Consider the following 17,929-nt stretch of genomic DNA (forward strand, 5'->3'; position numbering starts at 1 on the left):
CGCTGCGCACCCGCCACGGACCCGCCGCGGACCCGCCCGCACAGCCACCTTCCCACCCCGTGAAGGCGGCTGACGACCCGTCGGACGGAGCTGCCGGGCGGTCGGCCCGGAGCCCGACGGTTCGGTCACGCCCCGTGAGCTCCCGGCCCGCAACACCAGCGCGCCACCGGCCTCGTTACCATGCCGGTGGTGAGATCCCGGCCCGGGCCTCGGCTGCCGCTGCGGTATCCCCTTCCAGATCCCCTTCGAGGTCTGGATCGGTTCCATCGAGTTCCATCGAGTCATCCGATCCAGAGCCCTCCGATCCAGAACGGCGAGGTCGACACGCGTGGGTGAGCCGGTGCGGCACCAGGGGCAGGGCACGGCGGGCGGGGCACGGCGACGCCGATGGGTCCGGCCGCTGTCGGGGCTGCTGACCGCCGCCGCGCTGCTGGCCTGCGGCACGCAGCCCGCCTCGGCCCGGCCCGTCATGGCCGCCGGTGGCCCGCCCGCGCTGTCCCCGACCGCCTCCGCGGAGTACCCGGCGGTGGTCACGATCGACTCGGTGAGCCCCCACGTGGCCACCCAGCAGACTCCGGTCACGGTCACCGGAAAGGTGACCAACGCGGGGCCCTCGCCGATCAGGGAGGTCTCGGCGGGCCTGCGCACCCCGAAGCCGGTGACCAACCGCAGCACCATCGACTCGATCGTCCGCCGCACCGATCCGTTGAACGCGGACGGCACCCCCATCACCACCGGGCGGGAGGTCCTGGGGAACCTGGCACCGGGTGAGAGCCACTCCTTCACCGTCACGCTGCCCGTCGGCGAGCTCAAGCCGACCAAGGGCGGCGTGCTGGAGCTGGCGGTGGACGCCTCCGGCCGGACCCCGGACGACGACGACCCGCACACGCTGGGGATCGCCCGCACCTTCCTCCCCTTCAACTCCGAACCGATGCCGCAGCCGACCCAGCTCGCGGTGGTCTGGCCGATCACCCACGCCCCGGAACTGGTCGCCCAGACCCTCGGCACCGAGAACGACCAGACCGCGGTGCTGCGCGACGACTCGCTGGCCACCGAGCTGGCCCCCGGCGGCCGGCTCCACCAGCTGGTGCAGACCGGCAAGGAGCTCCCCGGTCTGACCTGGGTGGTCGACCCCGACCTGCTGGACACCGTGCTGGCGATGACCCGGGGCTACCGGGTGCAGAAGCCGGGCACCGCGGGCGAGTCGGCGAAGGAGGACAACACCGTCGCCGGCAGCGGCCGGGACGCCGCCACCGAGTGGCTAAAGCTGCTGCGCGCGGCGGTGGCCACGGCCGGCAGCCAGGTGGTCTCGCTGCCGTACGCCGACCCGGACCTGGCCTCGATCGCCCACGAGGGCGCCGACCTGCCCGGCATGGACACCGCGCTGCGCAAGGCGCACACCGCCGGTGAGGTCACCACCGAGGGCCGGCTCTCGGTGGACGTCAGCTCCAACGTGGCCTGGCCCTACCAGGGCCAGCTGGACCAGCAGATCGCGGCGGTGGCCCGCACCACGGGCGGCGACGTCCTGCTGACCAGCGGCACCGCGCTCTCCGACAGCGGGCTGGACTACACCCCGAACGCGGCCCGGCCGATCGGCGACGGGCAGACCGCCGTGGTCGCCGACCCCACCATCTCCAACCTGTTCCAGCAGGACCTGAGCACCCCCGCAGCGCAGTCCGCGGCGATCCAGCGCTTCCTCGCCGAGACCGTGACGGTCAATCACCAGCGGCCGGACCCCCGCACCCTGCTGGTGCTGCCCCCGCGCAACCTCGGCGGCGTCGCGGCCGAGACCCTGGCCAAGGCGGTGGCCGCCGCCCAGCAGGGCGGCTGGACCAAACTGGTGAAGCTGGACACGGTGGCCACCACCCCGGCCGACCGCAACGCCAACGGCGCGGTCCCGGCCCCGGGCGACTACCCGCAGCACCTGCGGGCCGGCGAGCTGACCCGGGAGACCCTGGCCCAGGTGATGGGCATCCAGGGCAAGCTGGACCAGCTGCTCTTCATCCTCACCCAGCCGCAGCGGGTGCGCGGGCCGTTCAACGCCGCGATGGTCCGCTCGATGTCCACCCAGTGGCGCGACCAGGGCCCGGCCGGCTCCACCTACCGCGCCGGGGTGCAGAACTACCTGGACGGCCTGATCGGCGCGGTCAAGCTCACCCCCAAGAGCACGGTCACCCTCGCAGGTGACAACGGGATCGTCCTGGTGAGCATGAAGAACGACCTCAACCAGGCGGTCGGCAACCTGCGGATCAGGCTCTCCTCCAGCCAGCCGAACCGCGTCCACGTCGGCGGCGCCGACCCCGTGGTGGTGGAGGCGGTCACCAGCCGCACGCTCCGCTTCAACGCCAGGGCCAAGAGCAACGGGCCGGTCCCGATGACCGCCCAGCTGGAGACCACCAACGGCTACCCGTACGGCGAGCCGATGTCCTTCACCGTGGAGGTCACCTCGGTCACCTCCGGCGTGCTGTACGTCATCGGCGGCGGCGTGATCCTGATGCTGCTGGCCGCCGTCCGCTTCACCCTGCAGCGGCGCAAGCGGGCCGACGAGCCGCACGAGGACCCCGAGGCCCTCCTCGACGAGACCACCGCGCCGTCCGGCACGGACGGTACGGACGGCGCAGACGGCGCAGACGGCGCGGAGACCGGGGACACCGCGGGCAGCGGGCCCGGCGGGACCGCCTCCGACGCGGCCGCCGGGACGGGACCGGCGGCCGGAGGCACGTCGCAGGAGAGCGGCGCAGGTGCCGGGGAACACGCCTCCGGTGATGAGAAGGTGGGTCACTGAGCCGCCCCGCCCGGGCGGACGTACCCGACCAGCGATGAGGTGGCATGAGCGGGCCGCGCGAGGACCGAGCACAGGGCCGTGAGCAGGGACGCGCCGCGGGGCAGGACGGCCCGGCGGCGCAGCCCGCCGACTGGTACCTGACGGACACCTACGCCCAGGACCCCTACGCGGTGGACCCGTACCCGACCGAGCCCGGTCCGGACCCGTACGGGACCCGCACCCCGGCGGCCGCCGTCCCGCCGCAGCACCCGGCCCCCGAGGAACCCGCCGGGACCGCGCCCGCCGGGACCGAGGCCGCCGCCACCGGACCGTCCGCCGACGCCGACCCGCCGCTCCCGGCCCACCCCCTGCACCCCCTCGCCGCCGCGGACGACCCGCAGACCCTCCGGCTGCTCCAGCCGTCCGGGCAGCGGCCGGCCGAGACCGGCCTGACCGCCCCCGCGCCGCGCTGGGCCTCACTGGCCGCCGAACCGCTCACGGATCCCGCCGCCCCGTCTGCCCCGGCCGCCCCCACCGCCGACCCGGCCGACCCGACCGCCGAGTACGTCGGCGTGGACGGCCTGCTCGCGGCCGCCGGCGGCGGCACCGCCGGAGCGACGACGGCGGGCACCCCCGCGACCACGACGGCCGCCGCGCCCGGCAAGGAGGGCGGCAGCGGCCCGGACGGCGAGGAGCCCTACGTCCCGCCGATCGAGTTCGACCCGCCGCTCTCCGAGGCGGAGGCCATCGGCCCGCCGGCCACCCCCCTCACCCCTCCGGTCGCGGCCGAGCAGCCCGCCGCGGCCGCCCCCGCCAGGCCGGCGGCCGGCGGCAAGGTGGCCAGCCTGGTCAACTCCAGTGCCCTGATGGCGGCCGGCACCCTGGTCTCCCGGGGCACCGGCTTCCTGCGCACCATGGTGATCGCCGCCGCGATCGGCGTCGGCACCATGGGCGACTCGTACAACGCGGCCAACACCCTGCCGACCCTGCTCTACATCCTGATCGGCGGCGGCGCGCTCAACGCGGTCTTCGTCCCGCAGCTGGTCCGGGCGATGAAGAACGACGAGGACGGCGGCACCGCCTACGCCAACCGGCTGCTCACCGTGGTGATGGTCGGCCTGGCCGGGGTGACCTTCCTGGCCGTGCTCGGCGCCCCGCTGCTGGTGCAGCTGATCTCGCACTCGCTGATGAAGGACCCGGCCAGCGCGGACACCACCGTGGCACTGGCCCGGTACTGCCTGCCCACCATCTTCTTCATGGGCATCCACGTGGTGATGGGTCAGATCCTCAACGCCCGGGGCCGGTTCGGCGCGATGATGTGGACCCCGGTCCTCAACAACGTCGTGGTGATCGCCACCTTCGGGATGTACATCTGGGTCTACGGCACCTTCCAGCACAGCGAGGTGACCCCGGGGACCATCGCTCCCGAGGGCATCCGGCTGCTCGGCATCGGCACCCTGCTCGGCCTGGCCGTCCAGGCCCTGGCGATGGTGCCCTACCTGCGGGCCGCCGAGTTCCGCTTCCGGCCGCGCTTCGACTGGCGCGGCCACGGCCTGGGCAAGGCCGCCCGGCTGGCCAAGTGGACCTTCCTGTTCGTCCTGGCCAACCAGGCCGGGTACCTGGTGATCACCCAGTTGGCCACCGCCGCCGGCTCGGCCGCCGAGGCCACCGGACACCTGGGCGTCGGCCTGGCCGCGTACTCCAACGCGCTGCTGATCTGGCAGCTGCCGATGGCCGTGATCACCGTCTCGGTGATGAGCGCGGTGCTCCCCCGGCTCTCCCGTTCGGCCGCCGACGGCGACGCCGGGGCGGTCCGCGACGACCTCTCCTACGGGCTGCGTACCTCCGCGGTGGCGATCGTGCCGGCCGCCTTCCTCTTCCTCGCCCTCGGCCCGGTGATCGGCAGCGCGATCTACGGCTTCGGCAACGGCGGCGCGGTCGCCCACGGCACCACCGCGATCGGCTACATGCTCTCCGCCTTCGCCCTGGGGCTGATCCCCTACTCGGTCCAGTACGTGCTGCTGCGCGGCTTCTACGCCTACGAGGACACCCGCACGCCGTTCGCCAACACCGTCTGGGTGGCGGGCTGCCAGGCCGCCTTCGCGGTGCTCTGCTGGTACCTCCTGCCCTCGCAGTGGGCGGTCACCGGGATGGCCCTCGGCTACGGGCTGGCCTACGCCGTCGGCGTGGCAGTGGCGGTGCCCAAGCTGAAGGCCCGGATCGGCGGGCTGGACACCGGACGGATCGCCAAGACCTACGTCCGGCTGGCGATCGCCTCGGTGCCCGCGGCCGCTGTCGGCGTCGGCACCGGACTGCTGCTGAACGACGCGCTCACCGGCGCGCTCGGCGACTGGCCGGGCTCGGTGGTCACCCTGGTGGTGGCCGGCGGGCTGCAACTGGCCGTCTTCGGCCTGATCGCCCGTCGGATGCGGATCGAGGAGCTCAACGCGATGATCGGTATGGTGCGCAGCAGGCTGGGACGCTGACCCACCGTCAGCCGGGCCGGGGTCCTCCCGGCGACGGCGCAACCCACCGAGCGGTGAACTCCGGCCCGACACGGCCGGAACGCAACCGGTCGGTTCGCCCAGCGGTCGTAGCAGGGGAGGAAGAGTGGGCACAATTGTCCTGGCACGCCGCCGCCCTCCGGGGCCGGGACGACGGCCGACTTTCCGGAGCCCGGGGCGACGCAAGGGGAGGCAGGACAACGGTGGCTGATGGCACCAAGGCGGTAGTCGACACGTCCACGGCTGACGACACGGCGGTGGCCACCGCTCTCGGGGGCGTCTCCGACCTGCGCGCCGACGGCACGACGGAGCGGGCGGCCGAGGCCACCGCACCGCTCTCCACCGCCGAACTCGCCGCCGAACTCGCCGACCGGCCACCGCTGTCGGAGCGCACCGGCCTGCCCGACGGGGACGCCGCCCCGGACGGGGACGCCGACGACGCCACGGCGGGCGCGTCCCGGGGCGCGGCCCCGCACCCCGCACAGGCGGCCGCCGAGGCCGCCCGGGGAGCGGTGCGGGCCACCGATCCGCCTGCGGCCACCTCGGAGGAGCTGGCCGCCACCATCGACCAGCCCACCGGCGAACTGCCGCTGCTCCGCCCCGCCCCGGTGCGGCACAGCGGCGACCGGATCGCCGACCGGTACCGGCTGGAGGAGTGCATCACCCAGTCCGAGCACTTCAGCAGCTGGCGCGCGGTGGACGAGAAGCTCCGCCGCCCGGTCGGCGTGCACCTGCTCTCGGCCGGCCACCAGCGCGCCCGCGGGGTGCTGGCCGCCGCCAAGTCGGCCGCACTGCTGGGCGATCCGCGCTTCGTCCAGGTGCTCGACGCGGTCCAGGACGGCGACCACGTCTACGTCGTCCGGGAGTGGCTGCCCGGCGCCTCCGACCTGGCCCAGCTGCTCGCCGAGGGCCCGATGGAGCCCTACGAGGCCTACCAGATGGTCCGTCAGGTCACCGACGCCATCGCGGCCGCGCACCGCCGCGGCCAGGCGCACCTGCGGCTCACCCCGAGGTGCGTGCTGCGCACCGACAGCGGCCAGTACCGGATCAACGGCATCGCGGTGGACGCCGCGCTGCGCGGGCTCCCGGACGAGGACGCCTCCCGGACCGACACCCGGGCCATCGGGGCGCTGCTGTTCGCCGCCCTGACGCACCGTTGGCCCTACCCCGAGGACCGCTACGACCTCCAGGGCGTGCCGAAGGGGCTGGACTGCGCCCCGCCGGAGCAGGTCAAGGCGGGCGTCCACAAGGGCCTCTCCGAGCTGGCCGCCCGGGCGCTGTGCGAGCACCCGCCGCACCACCTGGACCCGATCACCACGCCGGAGGAGCTGGCCAAGGCGATCGCGCTGATGCCGAAGGTCCGTCAGCCCGAGCAGCCCGCACCGTCGTTCGCCCCACCGCCGCTGCCGCCCCGCCCGCACCGGCCCCAGCAGCCGCACGGCCGGGCCCAGCAGCACGCCCCCCAGAACTCCCCGGCGCACACCGCCCCGCACCCGCACCCGCTGCCGCACGATGCCCCGCAGCCCCGCCCCCGCCGCCCGCGCCTGCGGCGGCTGGTCCGGCTGACCGCCTCGGTGGTCGCGCTGGCCGTCATCGGGGTGGCCTCCTGGCAGCTCGTCAGCTACTACAACGACCGGTCCGGGACCGAGGTGCACGACAAGGGCACGACCACCGGCCCGACCGCGACCGGCAACCCGGCCGCCCCGCCCGGCAAGCCCCTCACCATCGCCGGCGTCTCCGACTTCAACCCGCTCGGCACCGGCCCGGAGCACACCAGTGAGGTACCCAGGTCCTTCGACGGCGACCCGGCCACCAACTGGTCCACCTCGGGCTACGAGGACGACCTGGGCGGGGCCTACAAGGCCGGCACCGGCCTGCTGGTCGACCTCGGCAGCGAGCAGCAGGTGAGCTCCGTCGAGGTCCAGTTCGCCGGCGGCAGCAGCAAGATGGAGCTCTACGCGCAGCCCAAGGGCACCGCCTCCGCACCGCGCGTGGACAGGAACGGCCTGTCCTCCTTCGGCAGCCCGGTGGCCACCCAGCAGGGCCCCCAGGTGGAGCTCAAGCCCGGCCAGCCGCTGACCACCCGTTACCTCTTGCTCTGGCTCACCAGCATCCCCAAGGATGGGACGGACGGCCGGTACCGCGGCCGGATCGCCGAGGTGAAGGTCACCGGCTGACGGACGGAGAGGGGGTGGCGGTGACGGAGGAGGAGCTCCCCGACGCCACCCTGCTGGCACGGCACGCGGCCGGCGACCCGGACGCCTTCGGCGTGCTGGTCCGCCGCCACCGGGACCGCCTCTGGGCGGTCGCGCTGCGCACCCTGGGCGACCGCGAGGAGGCCGCCGACGCTCTCCAGGACGCCCTGGTGTCGGCCTTCCGGGCCGCCCACACCTTCGAGGGCCGCTCGGCCGTCACCACCTGGCTGCACCGGATCGTGGTCAACGCCTGCCTGGACCGGGCCCGCCGCTCCGCCAGCCGCCCGGCCACCCCGCTGGACCAGGAGGAGCACCGCCTGGACCGCCTGCTGGGCAGCGCCGAGGCCACCGAGGCGGTGGTGGTCCGGGCCGAGCTCCGGCGGGAGGTGACCGCCGCGCTGGCCGCCCTGCCGCCGGACCAGCGGGCCGCGCTGGTGCTGGTCGACATGCAGGGCTACGGGGTGGCCGAGGCGGCCGAGGTGCTGGGTGTCCCGGTCGGCACGGTGAAGAGCCGCTGCGCCCGCGGCCGGGCCAGGCTGCTGCCGCTGGTGCGGCACCTGCGCTCGGTTTCACGTGAAACCGAGCCCGCCCCCGGCGCCGCTGTTTCACGTGAAACAGCCGCCGGGAACCGGAACGCCGCCCCGCCCGTCCCAGAGCAGCCGGGCCCCGGCCAGGCCATGAGAGGAGACGTGACCCCGCGATGAACCACTCCTCCCCCACCGAGCCCTGGTCCGGCACCGACCACCCCGACGTCGACCTGCTGGCCGACCTGGCCGAGGGCCTCACCGACCCCGCCCCGGCCGCGGAGCTCCGGGCCCACCTGGCCGGCTGCCCGGAGTGCACCGACACCCTCGCCGCCCTGGACGAGGTGAGCGAGCTGCTGGGCTCGCTGCCCACCGAGGAGCTGCCCGCCGACGTGGCCGGGCGGCTCGACGCCGCGCTGGCCGCCGAGGCGGCCGCCCCGGTGGTGCTCCCGTCCGGCCGGTCGGACGCCCGGGCCCGCACCCGGCAGCGGTCCCGGTCGCCGCGGCGCCCGCGGGTGCCCCGCCGGGTGCTGGTCGGCGCCGTCCTGGCGGTGCTCGGGACCGGCCTGGCCGGCGCGCTGCTCCGGAGCCTGCCGACGGACGGCGGCACCGTGACCGCCTCCTCCGGCGCCGCGAAGGCGGACACCGCGGCGATCGGGCCCGACGGATCCGGTCCGCTGTTCACCGACGAGGGGCTGGCCGCACAGGTGCGGCAGCTGGTCGGCACCGGGGCCCCCGCGATCGCCGGCGGGAAGGGCTCGCCCTCCAGCCGGCCCCCCGAGGTCCCGGGCGCCGGCGACGGCGGCCTGCTCCCCTCCTCCCCCGGCGGCGGGAGCCCCGAGGCCTCCGGGAGCGGTACCGGCGCCGAGACCGCCACCGGGGCCACCGCGCAGCCCTCCTGCCCCGGCCTTCCCGCCGGGCAGCCGCTCGCCCGGACCGCCGGCCGGTACGGACCGGAGCGGGTGACGGCGCTGGTCTTCCCGCTCGGCCCCGACCGCTACGACACCTACCTGGTCACCCCCGACTGCCGCACCCTGCTGCACCGCACCGTCCCGGCCCGCTGACGGGCCCCGGACGGCGGACGGCCCCGGGGCTCCCGTCCGCCGGAGAACGCGCGCCCAGGTGACGTTGTCCCACCGGACAGCCCACACTCCGGGCGCCTGTCACGGTACGGAGCGGGAATGAGGGAGACTGGTCAGTCGTTGTCCCCGGCGGCGGGGCAGGACCGCCCTCCCGCACAGCGCGGGGCCGCGATGCGAACCAGGAGAAGCAGTGAGCGACGTCCGTAACGTGATCATCATCGGTTCCGGCCCCGCCGGGTACACCGCTGCGCTCTACACCGCCCGTGCCTCCCTCAAGCCCTTGGTCTTCGAGGGCGCGGTGACGGCCGGCGGTGCGCTGATGAACACCACCGAGGTCGAGAACTTCCCCGGCTTCCGGGACGGCATCATGGGCCCCGAGCTGATGGACAACATGCGGGCCCAGGCCGAGCGCTTCGGCGCCGAGCTGATCCCGGACGACATCGTCGCGGTCGACCTCACCGGTGAGATCAAGACCGTCACCGACTCCGAGGGCACCGTGCACCGGGCCCGCGCGGTGATCGTCACCACCGGCTCGCAGCACCGCAAGCTCAACCTGCCGAACGAGGACAAGCTCTCCGGCCGCGGCGTCTCCTGGTGCGCGACCTGCGACGGCTTCTTCTTCCGCGACCAGGACATCGCGGTGGTCGGCGGCGGCGACACCGCCCTGGAGGAGGCGACCTTCCTCTCCCGCTTCGCCAAGTCGGTCACCGTGGTGCACCGCCGCGACAGCCTGCGCGCCTCCAAGGCGATGCAGGAGCGCGCCTTCGCCGACCCGAAGATCACCTTCGCGTGGGACAGCGCGGTCGAGGAGATCCACGGCGACCCGAAGCTGAGCCACCTGACCCTGCGCGACACCACCACCGGCGAGCTGCGCGAGCTCCCGGTCACCGGCCTGTTCATCGCGATCGGCCACGACCCGCGCACCGAGCTGTTCAAGGGCCAGCTGGAGCTGGACGCCGAGGGTTACCTCAAGGTCGAGGCCCCCTCCACCCGGACCAACATCCCCGGCGTCTTCGGCGCCGGTGACGTGGTGGACCACACCTACCGCCAGGCCATCACCGCCTCCGGCACCGGCTGCGCCGCCGCGCTGGACGCCGAGCGCTACCTGGCCGCCCTGGACCACGAGGCCGCCCAGGCCACCGCCGCCGTCGCGGTCTGAGAAACAGAACAGCGCAGCGCGTTGTTCTCACCAGCACACCCCCCGTTCTGACCCTGAGGAGTTCCCGTGGCCGGCGCCACCATCAACGTGACCGACGCGACCTTCGACGCCGAGGTCCTGAAGAGCGACAAGCCCGTCCTGGTCGACTTCTGGGCCACCTGGTGCGGCCCGTGCCGCCAGGTCGCCCCGATCCTCGAGGAGATCGCCACCGAGCACGGTGAGAAGCTCACCGTGGCCAAGCTGGACGTGGACGCCAACCAGGGCACCGCCGCCCAGTACGGCGTGATCTCCATCCCGACGCTGAACGTCTACCAGAACGGCGAGCTGGTGAAGAGCATCACCGGCGCCCGCCCGAAGGCCGCGCTGCTCCGCGAGCTGGCCGAGTACCTCTAGGGCTCACCACGCCCTGACGGCGAAGGGCCTCCCGGTGGGTACCGGGAGGCCCTTCGCCGTCCGTCCGGCCGGACCGTCCGCCCGGGCCCTCCGGCCGGACCGTCAGAACGGCCGCAGCGCGGGCTCCTTGCGCGGGCCTCCCCGTGCCCGCGCGCCCCCGAGCAGCCGCTCCAGCGCGGTCTCCACGTCGCCCTTCCAGGAGAGCGCGGAGCGCGCCTCCAGCCGCAGCCGCGGGTACCGGTGGTGCGGCCGGACGGTCTTGAAGCCGACCGCCCTCAGGTGGTCGGCCGGCAGCAGGCAGCTGGGCACGTCCCGCCCGGCCGCGCCGAAGGCCTCGACCGCCTTGAAGCCCCGGGCCACCACGTCCTTCACCACGGTCTGCACCAGCACCCGCCCGATCCCCTGCCGCTGGTAGCCCGGCAGCAGCCGACTGACCATCAGCTGGACGGCGTCCGGCGAGACCGGACTGGTCGGGAAGGAGGCCGAGCGCGGCACGTACGCGGGCGGCGCGTAGAGCACGTGGCCGACCGGGCGCTCGTCCACGTAGACCACCCGGCCGCAGGAGCCCCACTCCAGCAGCACCGCGGAGATCCAGCCCTCCTTCTCCAGCTCCGGCTTGCCGCCGTCCTCGGCCGCCCTGCCGCTCACCGGGTCCAGCTCCCAGAACACGCAGGAGCGGCAGGGCAGCGGAAGGTCCGCCAGATTGTCCAGCGTCAACGGAACGATCCTTCGCCCCACGCCCACGCCTCCTCAGCGCTCCCCCGCCGGCACGCTCCCGACGGTCCGTCAGCCCACCGGAACACTCTCACCCGAAACGGCGGCGGGTGCATGTTTCACGTGAAACATGCACCCGCGTCGCCGTCTCCGCCCGGAGACCGGGGACGGTCAGCCGCCGGAGAGGCGGAGCCCCTCCTCGCCCGGGGCCAGGCTGTCCAGGATCCGGTTCAGGTCCTCCACCGAGGCGAACTCCAGCACCACCTTGCCCTTGCCGAGCCGGCCGTTCCGCTGCGAGACCTCGACCTTGACCCGGGTCTCGAAGCGGTCCGAGAGCCGCGCCGAGAGGTCGTTGAAGGCGGGCGAGATCAGCTTGCCGGCCTGCGGCCGCGCCGCCCGCTGCGGCTTCTGGTCCTGGTCCATCACCGCGACGATCTCCTCGGTGGTGCGCACCGAGAGCCCCTCCGCGATGATCCTGCGGGCCAGCTGGTCCTGCGCCTCGGCGTCCAGCACGCCGAGCAGCGCCCGGGCGTGACCCGCCGTCAGCACCCCGGCGGCGACCCGGCGCTGGACCGTGGGCGAGAGCTTCAGCAGCCGCAGGGTGTTGGAGACGTGCGAGCGGGACCGGCCGATCCGGTCGGCCAGCTCGTCGTGGGTGCAGGAGAAGTCCCGCAGCAGCTGGTCGTAGGCGGCCGCCTCCTCCAGCGGGTTCAGCTCGGCCCGGTGGAGGTTCTCCAGCAGCGCGTCGAGCAGCAGCTTGTCGTCGTCGGTGGCCCGGACGATGGCCGGGATGACGTCGAGTCCGGCCTCCCGGGAGGCGCGCCAGCGCCGCTCACCCATGATCAGTTCGAAGCGGCCGACCGCGGTCTGACGGACCACCACCGGCTGGAGCAGGCCCACCTCCTTGATGGAGGCGACCAGCTCGGCCAGCTTGTCCTCGTCGAAGACCTCGCGCGGCTGGCGCGGGTTCGGCGTGATCGAGTCCAGCGGCAGCTCGGCGAACCGGGCACCGTCCACCGGGGCCAGCGCGGTGAGCTCGTCCTCCAGCGCGCTCCGGCCGGCGGGCACTGCGGCGTCCCGGGCCAGCTCGGCCGCGACCTTGGCGGCCACCGTGCCCCGGTCGGTGGGCAGGGCCGGCAGCGCGCTCGGCGAGAGCGCCCCGGCCGACCGCTCCGGGACACCGGTACCGGCCGCCACGGCCGGAGCCGCCGCCGGCGTCGCCGCCGGGATCAGTGCTCCGAGCCCGCGTCCCAAGCCCCTGCGCCCACCACTCACCGGTTGTCCTCCATCGTGCTGCCGTGCTGTGCCATCGGGGCCGGCGCGCCGGTGCGCTGCTGGCCCAGGGCGGCGCCGGGCTGCTGCCCGGCCACCGCCGGCCCCGCCGAGCGCAGGGCGAGTTCGCGTGCCGCCTCCAGGTAGGAGAGCGCCCCGGTGGAACCCGGGTCGTAGGTCAGCACGGTCTGTCCGTAGCTGGGCGCCTCGGAGATGCGGACCGAGCGCGGGATCGCCGTGCTCAGCACCTCCTGGGCGAAGTGCGTCCGGACCTCCTCGGCCACCTGGGCGGCCAGCCTGGTCCGGGCGTCGTACATGGTGAGCAGGATGGTGGAGACGTGCAGCGCCTGGTTCAGGTGCGCCCGGACCAGCTCGACGTTCCGGAGCAGCTGGCCGAGTCCCTCCAGCGCGTAGTACTCGCACTGGATCGGGATCAGCACTTCCTGACCGGCCACCAGGGCGTTGACCGTCAGCAGCCCGAGCGAGGGCGGACAGTCGATCAGGATGTAGTCCAGCGGCTGCTCGTAGGCGGCGATCGCCCGCTGCAGCCGGCTCTCCCGGGCCACCAGCGAGACCAGCTCGATCTCCGCGCCCGCCAGGTCGATGGTGGCGGGCACGCAGAACAGCCCCTCCACGTCCCGGACCGGCTGCACCACGTCGGCCAGCGGCTTGCCCTCGACCAGCACGTCGTAGATCGACGGCACCTCGGCGTGGTGGTCGATGCCCAGCGCGGTGGACGCGTTCCCCTGCGGGTCGAGGTCGACCACCAGGACCCGCAGCCCGTGCATGGCCAGCCCGGCGGCCATGTTCACGGTGGTGGTGGTCTTGCCGACGCCGCCCTTCTGGTTGGCCACCACGATCACGCGGGTGGTGTCCGGGCGGGGCAGTCCTTCGCCGGCCCGTCCGGCGGCCTCCACCGCGGCCATGGCGGCCCGTGCGATGGGCGTGTCATCGACGTGATCGATGGTCTCCGACTCCTGCATGGGGGTCAGTGTTTCACGTGAAACCGGAGCGGCAACAGTCACCGCCCGGCTGCGGCCGAGGATTCCGGAAAGCAGTGAGCGACGTTTCACGTGAAACACCATGCCCGCAATGTCGGAAATCTGACGGTGCGACACTCCGACTCCCGGCCCCGTGCCCCCGTGCGCCCCCCCGAACGCGACGGAGCGGGCACCCGTTCGGGTACCCGCTCCGCGGAAGTGAACACTGGGCGAACCCCGGCCCGCCCCGGCCCCGTGTCAGCGCCGGCGACGCGCTCCGCCGCCCCGGCCACCGGACTCGCCGGGCCGGGCACCGCGCCCGGCCCGGGCCGCCTTGGCCCGCCGGGTGGCCGCCTTCACACCGCCCGGGCTCTCCCCCGCCTCCACCCGGACCACCCGGGTCGAGGTCTCCAGGGTGCCCTCGCCGACCGCGATGACCGACCACTTCACCGCACCGAGCTTGGTCAGCGCCGACCGCGAGTCGGCCAGCTCCTGCTCCGCGGTGTCGCCCTTGAGCGCGAGCATCTGTCCGTACGGTCGCAGCAGCGGCAGCCCCCAGCCGGCCAGCCGGTCCATCGGCGCCACCGCCCGGGCGGTCACCACGTCCACCGCCAGCTTGCCGACCATCTCCTCGGCCCGGCCGCGCAGCACCGTGACGTTGGTCAGCCCCAACTCTCGGACCACCTCCTCCAGGAAGGTGGTCCGCCGCAGCAGCGGCTCCAGCAGGGTCACCGAGACGTCCGGGCGGGCCATCGCCACCGGGATGCCGGGCAGCCCGGCCCCCGAGCCGACGTCGCAGAGCGAGGCGCCGGGCGCCAGCAGCTCGGCCAGCACCGCGCAGTTCAGCACGTGGCGGTCCCAGAGCCGGGGCACCTCGCGCGGACCGATCAGTCCGCGCTGCACGCCCGCGGTGGCCAGCAGCTCGGTGTAGCGCACGGCCACCGGGAGCCGGTCCCCGAAGATCTGCTGCGCCACAGCCGGAGCCTCGCCCGGTCCCTGCGGACCGTTCTCCTCCGGGGTGCCCTCGGTCGCCACGCCGTCCGTGTCCATCTCAGCCTCTCCGCTCACCGTCTCCACTCACCCGCGCTACCGGACACTCTGTCACGAGGGCGCCGTTTCACGTGAAACAGCACCCTTCTGACACCCGCTCAGCCGCTCGGCCACTCAGCCGCTCGCCCGCTCCGCCGCTCCCAGCGACGACGACCCCGCCCGCACGAGGCGGACGGGGTCGTCGGACCGGACCGGCTGCGCGCCGCGGTCAGCGCGGCAGCACGACCACGCAGCGCTGGGGCTCCTCGCCCTCCGACTCGCTGCTCAGGCCGGCCGCCGCCACCGCGTCGTGCACCACCTTGCGCTCGAACGGCGTCATCGGACGGAGCTTCACCTGCTCGCCCGTCGACTTCGCCTTCTCGGCCGCCTCGGCCCCCAGCTCCGCCAGCTCCGCGCGCTTGCGCGCCCGGAAGCCCGCGATGTCCAGCATGAGGCGGCTGCGCTCGCCGGTCTCGCGGTGCACCGCCAGCCGGGTCAGCTCCTGGAGCGCCTCCAGCACCTCGCCGTCCTGGCCGACCAGCCGGCTCAGCGAGCGGTCGTTGCCTTCGCTGACGATGGAGACCAGGGCGCGGTCGCCCTCGACGTCCATGTCGATGTCACCGTCGAGGTCGGCGATGTCGAGCAGACCCTCCAGGTAGTCGGCCGCGATGTCGCCCTCCTGCTCCAGGCGCGAGACCAGGGTGTCGGTCGAGGACTCGGCGGCGGAGGTGGTGCCTTCCGTCACTGGTGGACTCCTTCGGGAATGGGCCCTCGGGTGGGGCCGAGAACGAAGTTCAGGGGGCCGCTGACGGCCGGGGATGGAGCCGGGTCAGGACTTCTTCTTCGGCCGCTGGCCGCCCTGCTGGCCACCGCGCTTCGGCTGCTGCCGCTGGCCGCCACGGGCCGCGGCCGGCTTGGCCGCACCGCCCTTGGCGCCGGCGCCGGCGTCCTTCTCCAGGCTGGCCTTCGGCTCGGCCGCCGCGGCCGCGTCGCCCGCCCCGGCCGGCTCGGTCTCCTCGACCGCGGCCGTCTGGGCACCGGTGTGCTGACGCTGCGCCTTGGTGGTCTTCTTCGGCTGCTGCCGGCGGACCTGCACCGCGTCCTGCACCGCCGCCTGGGCCTGCGCCTCGGCGCCCTTCTTCGCACCGCCACCGGTGAGCATCGCCATCAGCGCGCCCTTCTTCACGGTGCCGTCCGGGTTGAGCCGGCCCGCCTTCTTCAGGCGTTCCTGGCGCTCGGCGAAGGCCTGGGAGCCGGGCGTCGGGTTGTTGCGGATGACGATCAGCTGCTGGCCCATCGACCAGACGTTGGTGGTCAGCCAGTAGAGCAGCACACCGACCGGGAAGTTGATGCCCATCACGGCGAACATGATCGGGAAGACGTACATCAGCATCTTCTGCTGCTGCATGAACGGCGTCTTGACCGTCAGGTCCATGTTCTTGGTCATCAGCTGGCGCTGCGTGATGAACTGCGACAGCGACATCAGGATGATCATGCCGGCGGTGACGACCTTGACGCTGGCCTCGTCGCTCTTCAGGAAGGTCGCCGAGAGCGGGGCGCCGAGGATGTGCGCCTTCTGGGCGCTCACCAGGAGCGTGGAGTTGATGACGCCGATGGTCTTGCCGTCGGCGACCGAGGCGAGCACGCCGTAGAGGGCGGTGAAGAACGGCGCCTGCACGAGGATGGGAAGGCAGCTGGAGAACGGGTTGGTGCCCGCCTCCTTGTACAGCTTCATCATCTCTTCGGACTGGCGCTGCTTGTCGTTCTTGTAGCGCTCCTGGATGGCCTTCATCTTCGGCTGGATCGCCTGCATGGCCCGGGTCGCCTTGATCTGCTTCACGAAGAGCGGGATCAGGCAGATCCGGATGACGATCACCATCGAGACGATGGCAAGGCCCCAGGCCCAGCCGCCGTCCGGGTCGAAGACGTGGCTGTACAGCGAGTGGAACTGGACGATGATCCAGGACACCGCTGTGTAGAGGGGACTCAGAAAACCGAAGGTCACCGGTCAGACTCCTTGGACATCGGGCTAGCCACCGGCTCTGGCCCGGCGGTCCCGCTCGGGGGGCTCAGCAGATCGCGCAGCCGACGGTGCCAGACCGGGTGCTTGCGCGGCGGTACATGGTCGACCCCACCGGGGGACCACGGATTGCATCGAAGGATGCGCCAGGCGGTCAGACCGCTTCCCTTGATCGCGCCGTGCGTCCTGACCGCCTCGTACCCGTAGTGCGAGCACGAGGGGTAGTAGCGGCAGACCGGTCCGAGCAGGGGACTGATGGTCCACTGGTAGAGCCTGATCAGCCCCATCAGCAGGTACTTCATCGCCCTGCTCCCGTCGGCGCGCTGCCGGTCGGCTCCGCCCGGAGCAGCCGGCGGAGCGCCGCGTCCAGGTCCTGTTCGAGATCGAGGTACGAGGCCGCCCCCGCGGGGGGAAGCGCGCGCACCACGATCAGGCTACCTGCGGGCAGCAGCGCCAGACGGTCACGGACCAGGTGGCGCAGCCGACGCTTCACCAGATTGCGCACGACGGCGGGGCCGACGGCCTTGCTCACGACGAAACCCGCACGCGCCGAAGGAGACCCCTCGGCGACGTGCGGGCTGGTGTCGCTGTTCCGGTCGGCGCGGCCCCCGGCGGATCCGTCTCTGTTGAGATGGACCACCAGCAGGGGCCGGCCGGCCCGGCGACCGCGTTTCACCGCGGTCGCGAAGTCCTGGCGCCGCCGCAGCCGATTCTCGGAGGGCAGCACTGCAGACCCTGTACTACGCGGATCAGGCGGAGATGGCGCTGCGGCCCTTGCCACGGCGGGCGGCCAGGATGGCGCGGCCGGCGCGGGTACGCATCCGCAGCCGGAAGCCGTGGGTCTTGGCGCGACGACGGTTGTTCGGCTGGAAGGTGCGCTTGCTCACTCGGGGGCTCCTGAGGTGAATCGTAGGGTGACGGGAGGTCGCTTGGCCGTCACCGTGCGTCCGCGTGATCTCCCCTCGCTGGGAAATCCGGCCCCTAACGCCCAGGTCGGCTGGGGTTGAGGCAATCCACGGCGCCCGTGCTGCGCGCCTTCGGAATGCGGGGGGACCCGCGGACATGCGGCAGCGGCCATCGACAACTCGACCTGGTTACGGTACGCGGGACGGGGGCGGAGGGTCAAACCGGACCCCGCCCGGGGAGCTCCGGGAAGTACCCACCGGAAGCGACCCGATCATGATAGAGGCCAAGCGGCACAAGGACCGTCCCGGCACCGTCGCCGACCCGGCACCCTCCCGGCGAGCCTGCCCACAGCCTGTGGACAGAAACTTGAACCATCCCAGTCGGCTG

The 17,929-nt window shown here is 73.5% G+C and carries 15 protein-coding genes and 1 pseudogene; 7 read left to right on the forward strand and 9 right to left on the reverse strand.

The window, feature by feature from the left end; genetic code table 11:
* Positions 1-328 precede the first annotated feature (328 nt).
* The 7 genes from ACWCYY_RS27050 (at position 329) to trxA (ending at position 10,621) form a co-directional block, all read left to right on the forward strand.
* The gene (locus tag ACWCYY_RS27050) at positions 329-2,785 is read left to right on the forward strand and encodes a DUF6049 family protein (RefSeq protein ID WP_449797529.1); all 2,457 of its coding nucleotides are present in this window, start codon (positions 329-331) and stop codon (positions 2,783-2,785) included.
* A gap of 44 nt (positions 2,786-2,829) precedes the next feature.
* The gene (murJ, locus tag ACWCYY_RS27055; protein WP_449797530.1) at positions 2,830-5,250 is read left to right on the forward strand and encodes a murein biosynthesis integral membrane protein MurJ; all 2,421 of its coding nucleotides are present in this window, start codon (positions 2,830-2,832) and stop codon (positions 5,248-5,250) included.
* A 275-nt stretch (positions 5,251-5,525) separates the two neighbouring features.
* On the forward strand, positions 5,526-7,445 hold the full coding sequence (locus ACWCYY_RS27060; RefSeq protein ID WP_345290519.1) for a protein kinase family protein: 1,920 nt from the start codon (positions 5,526-5,528) through the stop codon (positions 7,443-7,445).
* Positions 7,442-8,167: an RNA polymerase sigma factor SigM gene (gene sigM, locus ACWCYY_RS27065; protein WP_380149532.1), complete on the forward strand. Its 726-nt coding sequence runs from the start codon at positions 7,442-7,444 to the stop codon at positions 8,165-8,167. Before ACWCYY_RS27060 ends, sigM begins: the two co-directional genes overlap by 4 nt.
* On the forward strand, positions 8,164-9,051 hold the full coding sequence (locus ACWCYY_RS27070; RefSeq protein ID WP_449797531.1) for a zf-HC2 domain-containing protein: 888 nt from the start codon (positions 8,164-8,166) through the stop codon (positions 9,049-9,051). Before sigM ends, ACWCYY_RS27070 begins: the two co-directional genes overlap by 4 nt.
* Before the next feature lie 208 nt (positions 9,052-9,259).
* Complete coding sequence (trxB, locus tag ACWCYY_RS27075; protein ID WP_345290522.1) at positions 9,260-10,228, forward strand: thioredoxin-disulfide reductase; 969 nt, start codon at positions 9,260-9,262, stop codon at positions 10,226-10,228.
* 66 nt (positions 10,229-10,294) lie between these two features.
* Positions 10,295-10,621: a thioredoxin gene (gene trxA, locus ACWCYY_RS27080; protein WP_345290523.1), complete on the forward strand. Its 327-nt coding sequence runs from the start codon at positions 10,295-10,297 to the stop codon at positions 10,619-10,621.
* 102 nt (positions 10,622-10,723) lie between these two features.
* Here trxA and ACWCYY_RS27085 read toward each other — a convergent pair whose 3' ends face one another.
* The 9 genes and pseudogenes from ACWCYY_RS27085 to rpmH form a co-directional block, all read right to left on the reverse strand.
* Positions 10,724-11,359 (reverse strand): GNAT family N-acetyltransferase, encoded by a 636-nt coding sequence (locus ACWCYY_RS27085; RefSeq protein WP_345290524.1) that lies wholly within the window; start codon positions 11,357-11,359, stop codon positions 10,724-10,726.
* A gap of 147 nt (positions 11,360-11,506) precedes the next feature.
* Positions 11,507-12,610: a ParB/RepB/Spo0J family partition protein gene (locus tag ACWCYY_RS27090; protein WP_345290525.1), complete on the reverse strand. Its 1,104-nt coding sequence runs from the start codon at positions 12,608-12,610 to the stop codon at positions 11,507-11,509.
* Positions 12,607-13,617: pseudogene (locus ACWCYY_RS27095) on the reverse strand (ParA family protein); the annotation flags it as partial. The pseudogene ACWCYY_RS27095 and the gene ACWCYY_RS27090, both read right to left, overlap by 4 nt.
* A 228-nt stretch (positions 13,618-13,845) precedes the next feature.
* Entirely contained in the window at positions 13,846-14,637 is a 792-nt protein-coding gene (gene rsmG / locus ACWCYY_RS27100; RefSeq protein ID WP_449797532.1) for a 16S rRNA (guanine(527)-N(7))-methyltransferase RsmG, read from the reverse strand.
* A gap of 208 nt (positions 14,638-14,845) precedes the next feature.
* Complete coding sequence (locus ACWCYY_RS27105; RefSeq protein ID WP_345290528.1) at positions 14,846-15,361, reverse strand: Jag family protein; 516 nt, start codon at positions 15,359-15,361, stop codon at positions 14,846-14,848.
* Between the two features lie 84 nt (positions 15,362-15,445).
* Entirely contained in the window at positions 15,446-16,621 is a 1,176-nt protein-coding gene (gene yidC, locus ACWCYY_RS27110) for a membrane protein insertase YidC (RefSeq protein WP_449797533.1), read from the reverse strand.
* Positions 16,618-16,938, reverse strand: coding sequence for a membrane protein insertion efficiency factor YidD (gene yidD / locus ACWCYY_RS27115; RefSeq protein WP_345290530.1), 321 nt, complete (start codon positions 16,936-16,938; stop codon positions 16,618-16,620). Before yidD ends, yidC begins: the two co-directional genes overlap by 4 nt.
* Positions 16,935-17,363, reverse strand: coding sequence for a ribonuclease P protein component (gene rnpA / locus ACWCYY_RS27120; protein WP_345290531.1), 429 nt, complete (start codon positions 17,361-17,363; stop codon positions 16,935-16,937). Before rnpA ends, yidD begins: the two co-directional genes overlap by 4 nt.
* Before the next feature lie 22 nt (positions 17,364-17,385).
* Positions 17,386-17,523: a 50S ribosomal protein L34 gene (gene rpmH / locus ACWCYY_RS27125; protein WP_148643823.1), complete on the reverse strand. Its 138-nt coding sequence runs from the start codon at positions 17,521-17,523 to the stop codon at positions 17,386-17,388.
* Positions 17,524-17,929 lie beyond the last annotated feature (406 nt).

It is taken from the genome of Kitasatospora sp. NPDC001664 (assembly GCF_053596675.1).

Bases quoted from the DNA above. Each gene is read 5' to 3' on its own strand.
- murJ (WP_449797530.1), top strand. From the start codon at position 2,830: ATGAGCGGGCCGCGCGAGGACCGAGCACAGGGCCGTGAGCAGGGACGC.
- rsmG (WP_449797532.1), bottom strand. From the start codon at position 14,637: ATGGACACGGACGGCGTGGCGACCGAGGGCACCCCGGAGGAGAACGGT.
- yidD (WP_345290530.1), bottom strand. From the start codon at position 16,938: ATGAAGTACCTGCTGATGGGGCTGATCAGGCTCTACCAGTGGACCATC.
- ACWCYY_RS27070 (WP_449797531.1), top strand. From the start codon at position 8,164: ATGAACCACTCCTCCCCCACCGAGCCCTGGTCCGGCACCGACCACCCC.